Source organism: Bacillus sp. 05T31 (genome assembly GCF_056396725.1).
This window is the reverse complement of sequence record NZ_JBFTMA010000358.1, coordinates 1-4,253: the sequence shown is the minus strand read 5'-3', so window position 1 is coordinate 4,253 and position 4,253 is coordinate 1. Positions and strand designations below refer to the sequence as shown.

Annotated in this window: 3 protein-coding genes; 2 read left to right on the top strand and 1 reads right to left on the bottom strand. The window is 33.9% G+C overall.

The annotated features are described in order from the left end of the window. Positions 1-451 precede the first annotated feature (451 nt). Both AC1DJR_RS19245 and AC1DJR_RS19240 read left to right on the top strand, forming a co-directional pair. A complete protein-coding gene (locus tag AC1DJR_RS19245) occupies positions 452-1,237 on the top strand; it encodes a DUF975 family protein (RefSeq protein WP_429687973.1) in 786 nt (261 codons plus the stop codon). A 44-nt stretch (positions 1,238-1,281) separates the two neighbouring features. Then, the gene (locus AC1DJR_RS19240) at positions 1,282-1,935 is read left to right on the top strand and encodes a DUF975 family protein (RefSeq protein ID WP_002191289.1); all 654 of its coding nucleotides are present in this window, start codon (positions 1,282-1,284) and stop codon (positions 1,933-1,935) included. A 17-nt stretch (positions 1,936-1,952) separates the two neighbouring features. On the opposite strand, the gene AC1DJR_RS19235 is transcribed toward AC1DJR_RS19240, so the two are convergent. Further along, a partial coding sequence (locus AC1DJR_RS19235; protein ID WP_477003268.1) for a putative bifunctional diguanylate cyclase/phosphodiesterase occupies positions 1,953-4,253 on the bottom strand: 2,301 nt, incomplete at its 5' end.

Sequence of the window (4,253 nt, the reverse complement as noted above, 5' to 3'; positions counted from 1 at the left end):
GAAATGGCCTTGCAGCGTGCTGTGAACCGTTTAAACGTTTCTGATATGAAGTAARAAAATCCGTAAGGGCTCTGACCCTTACGGATTTTTTGTTATGGATATAAATTAAAAGAGGAAAAAAAACGCCTCTTTTTTAGGTAGGAGAGAGCATCCAGCCATGCATAGAAGCGGTCAGAGCCTTTTTCTGCCCCATGCCAAGTGAAAATCGAGAAATAAAAAGAACTGCAGGTTATCTCTTTGTTATATATAGCTATAAATTTAGATGGGGAAAAAACGCCTCTTTTTAGATAGGAGAGAGCATCCAGCCATGCATAGCTGTGTTTTATTTAAATGTCGAAACTGAAACTCAATTTAATAGATGGAATAGACTAACAAAATTGGTATAATTATATTGTTGTTTGTATAAGTAGAGAATATATAACAATTTATATTTCATAAAGGAGATGAGCAAATGATCGGTGAAATGAAACGAGAAGCATTGTACTCTTTAAAGGGAAAATGGGGACTAGGTGTTGGATCAACGATTTTACATATTATTTTAAGTTATGTTGTTTCAATGGCTGCAATGCTTATACTTTTAATTCCAGGAATTATTATATTTTTCTTAGTTGTTGGTTTAGCGGGTTCAATTGAAGAGGAAGCAATATCAGTCGGGGCAGGTATTACATTTGGAATTTTTTATTGCATAATGATCATTTTGAGTAATGCATCTTATGGTATTACATCATACGGTTATACGAATGTGTTGCTACAAATTAGTAAACGAGAAGATGCTAGAGTAGATTATTTATTTGAAGGATTTCGTGGCTTTAAAAGAATGATGAAAACAATGTGGGCTATGCTTGCTATTTTGTTATATACAGGTACGTGGATTCCGATGTTGTTACTAGGTGTATTCGCATTTTTTGGTGAGGAAGGGAATATATCGTTAACGATTGCTTTCTTTGTACTATTAGCTATTTCGATTGTTGTAATGATTGTGATGTATTTTTCGTATGCGATGACGTATTATGTTATGATTGAAAATCCAGATTATAGCGTTTCACAGGCGATGAAAGAAAGTAAGAACTTTATGAAGGGGCATAAACTAGATTTATTTCTTTTATGGCTTAGCTTCATAGGATGGGCTATTTTAGCGATTCTTACTCTTGGAATAGGATTTCTTTGGCTTAGTCCATATGTAGGTACAACGACAGCACATTTTTATCGCTATATTTCAAAAGGTGAATTGCAGTAGGTACGTGCTATACTAATAGAATTATTACGTATAGGAGGTTAGGCATGATTAGTGATTTAAAAGGAGAAGCGCTAGATTCACTGGAAGGGAAATGGGGATTAGGTGTAGGAGCTACATTACTTATTTGGATTCTTACGTCAGCTTTTAGTGTTAGTATTAAATTTATTTTTTCGCAAGTATGGAACTGGGGAGAATGGAATAGTTCGCTTTCAATAGAGATTATTACAATTTTTATAGTGGGTCCATTAACGCTAGGTGGCTATTGTTTAGCGCTACATATAATTCGGGAAAAAGAAGTTCGTATTGGGCATCTATTCAGCTGGTTTACAGAAGGTACAAAGTTTCTAAAGTCATTTTTAGTATATATACTAGTAAATGTTTATATTTTTTTATGGTTCTTGCTTTTTATTATTCCAGGCATTATTAAATCATTTTCTTATGCGATGACGTATTATGTTTTAAATGATCATCCTGAGTACTCATTGAACCAAGCTATTACAGAAAGCCGTCATATGATGGCTGGACATAAGATGGAGTATTTCATTTTATGTTTAAGTTTTATTGGTTGGTTTATATTAAGCGTGATTACATTAGGAATTGGATTCTTATGGTTAACTCCATATTTTTATACAACAAAAGCAGCTTTTTACGAAGAGATTGCAGAAGAATATTACGAAAAAAGAATTCCGACACTTTAAAAAACACCCAGTGTGAACTATTGGTTCATACTGGGTGTTTTTTGTAGAAATTTTATAAACTGTTTACTTGTTAGAGGTTTACTGAAATAGTAACCTTGCATGTATTTACAGTTGTTTTTTTGCAGAAACTTAAGCTGTTTTTCTGTTTCAATTCCTTCAGCAACGACAGAGAGATTTAAAGTATTTGCAAGGGAAAGGATAGTGGAAACGATGGCTCTTTCTTCAGGCCGATGATCGGCTAGTTGTGTAAATTCTTTTGGTACTTTTAATGTATCGATAGGGAAAATTGATAAATAAGCAAGAGAAGAGTAGCCGGTACCGAAGTCATCAATGGACGTTTGAATACCATATTCTTTTAATTGCTTTAGTCTCGATAATGTTTCTTTTTCATCAATCATCGCAATTCGTTCTGTTAGTTCAAGTGTTACATCTTTCGGGTCAATTTTAACGTCCTTTAGTATTTGTGAAATATTTTCGATTAATTGATTTTGTTGAAATTCTTTCGCTGATAAATTGACACTCATTTTTAAGTTTGTGTATCCAAAACGTTGCCATATTTTTAGTTGACGACAAGACTCTCGTAGCACCCAATGCCCAAGTGGGATGACCTGCGGAGTCTCTTCCACAATTGGAATGAACTCACATGGTGAAATGTCACCTAATAGTGGATGTTTCCAACGGATTAAAGCTTCGGCACCGATGATTTTATTCGTTGTAATGTCAACTTGTGGTTGATAGACGAGAAAGAATTCTTTATTTACTAAAGCAAGTGGTAAATCTTTTTCAATTCGAGCTTTTCGCTCCATTTTTTTATATAACTCTTTCGTATAAAGTGAGCTACCATTCTTTCCTTTATTTTTGGTTTCGTACATGGCCATATCAGCATGTTGTAAAATAGATAACGGATCTTCGCCTGCTTCTGGGTATATTGCAATCCCGATACTTGGCGAGATTTGTAAATGTTGATTTTCAATTTCGAATGGCTCATTCATAGATAGTACAATCATATCAGCTATTTTTTGTACATCTCTATCTTCTTTATAATCTTCTATAAGAATTGTGAACTCATCCCCAGCTAACCGAGCAAGTTTCATATTTGACGTCGATATTCGTTCTAGTCTTTTTGCTACAGCAATTAAAAGAAGATCTCCTACCCGGTGACCGAGAGTATCGTTAATAACTTTAAAACGGTCTAAATCGAGAAACATAACAGCAAAAGGTCTTTTCGATAGTTTTGCTCGTACAATTGCTCGTTCTAACTGCAGATGAAATGAACGGCGATTTGCAAGTTCCGTTAAAGTATCATGATATGCTAGGAAATTAATTTGCTCTTGTTGCTGCTTGCTTTCTGTAATATCTTTAATCATTAAATAGGCCCCAGAAATATGTTCCTTTAAAAAGATGGGAACAGCTGTAACATGTAAGTAGTAAATATCTCTATTTTTATGATATGCCCGTATTTCTAAAGAAATAGATTTCCCTTTTTTCACGTGATGAAAGGCAGTAATGATTTCTTCTAAATCTTCTTCATACATAAGTGAATAGTATGGTTGGTTTAATAATTCATTCGTTTGATAACCGAGTAAAGTAGTTCCAGCGTTGTTCACATTGAGAAAATTACCGTACAAATCTAATGTGAAAATTGGATCTGGATGATGCTCGTATAAAGATTTAAACATTTGTTGGTTATGATATAACTCATTTTTTTGTTCTACTAAATCTTCTGTACGTAGTTCGATTTGTTTCTCGAGTTCTAAGCTGAATTGCATTTGTGCTAGCAATAATATTTTATTTTGTCTTCGAACTAACATATGGCGTATGAGAACGAAGGCGAAAGTTACCATAAGTCCAATTACTACGATAGGTGCAAAAACATWTTCGACCAATATAAAAACAATAAGCATCACGACAGAAATATACGGTAATGATAATCGGATTGATTCACCAAATTGAGGCGTTAGTAATATTTGTTCTTGTTTTTCGGGCTCTTTTGTGTGAAGTATACAAGCGATTGCTACCAATAATAAGGTTACTTGATAGAATGGAGCAACTGTGAACATAGAGTGCTCAGGCTGGAAGTATTTTATATAAGCATAAATAGAATCCGTAGTAGCATACAAAATTAAAGCACTGCCAAGAAGAGCACCAACTTGCTTTGGTAGTAAGGATAATGGTCTGAATAAAAGGTTGATTCCTATTAAAAGAAAGAGTAGATCAGCCATTGGATACGTGAGTTGAACAAACATGTCGATATATGATGTTGTAAAAATATGAATGGTTCTTTCAATAAGTAAATAGTAGCTTAAAGTAAATTGAGC

What these genes read in the sequence shown, in the direction of transcription:
- AC1DJR_RS19245 (WP_429687973.1), top strand. Translation starts at nt 452, where the DNA reads ATGATCGGTGAAATGAAACGAGAAGCATTGTACTCTTTAAAGGGAAAA.
- AC1DJR_RS19240 (WP_002191289.1), top strand. Translation starts at nt 1,282, where the DNA reads ATGATTAGTGATTTAAAAGGAGAAGCGCTAGATTCACTGGAAGGGAAA.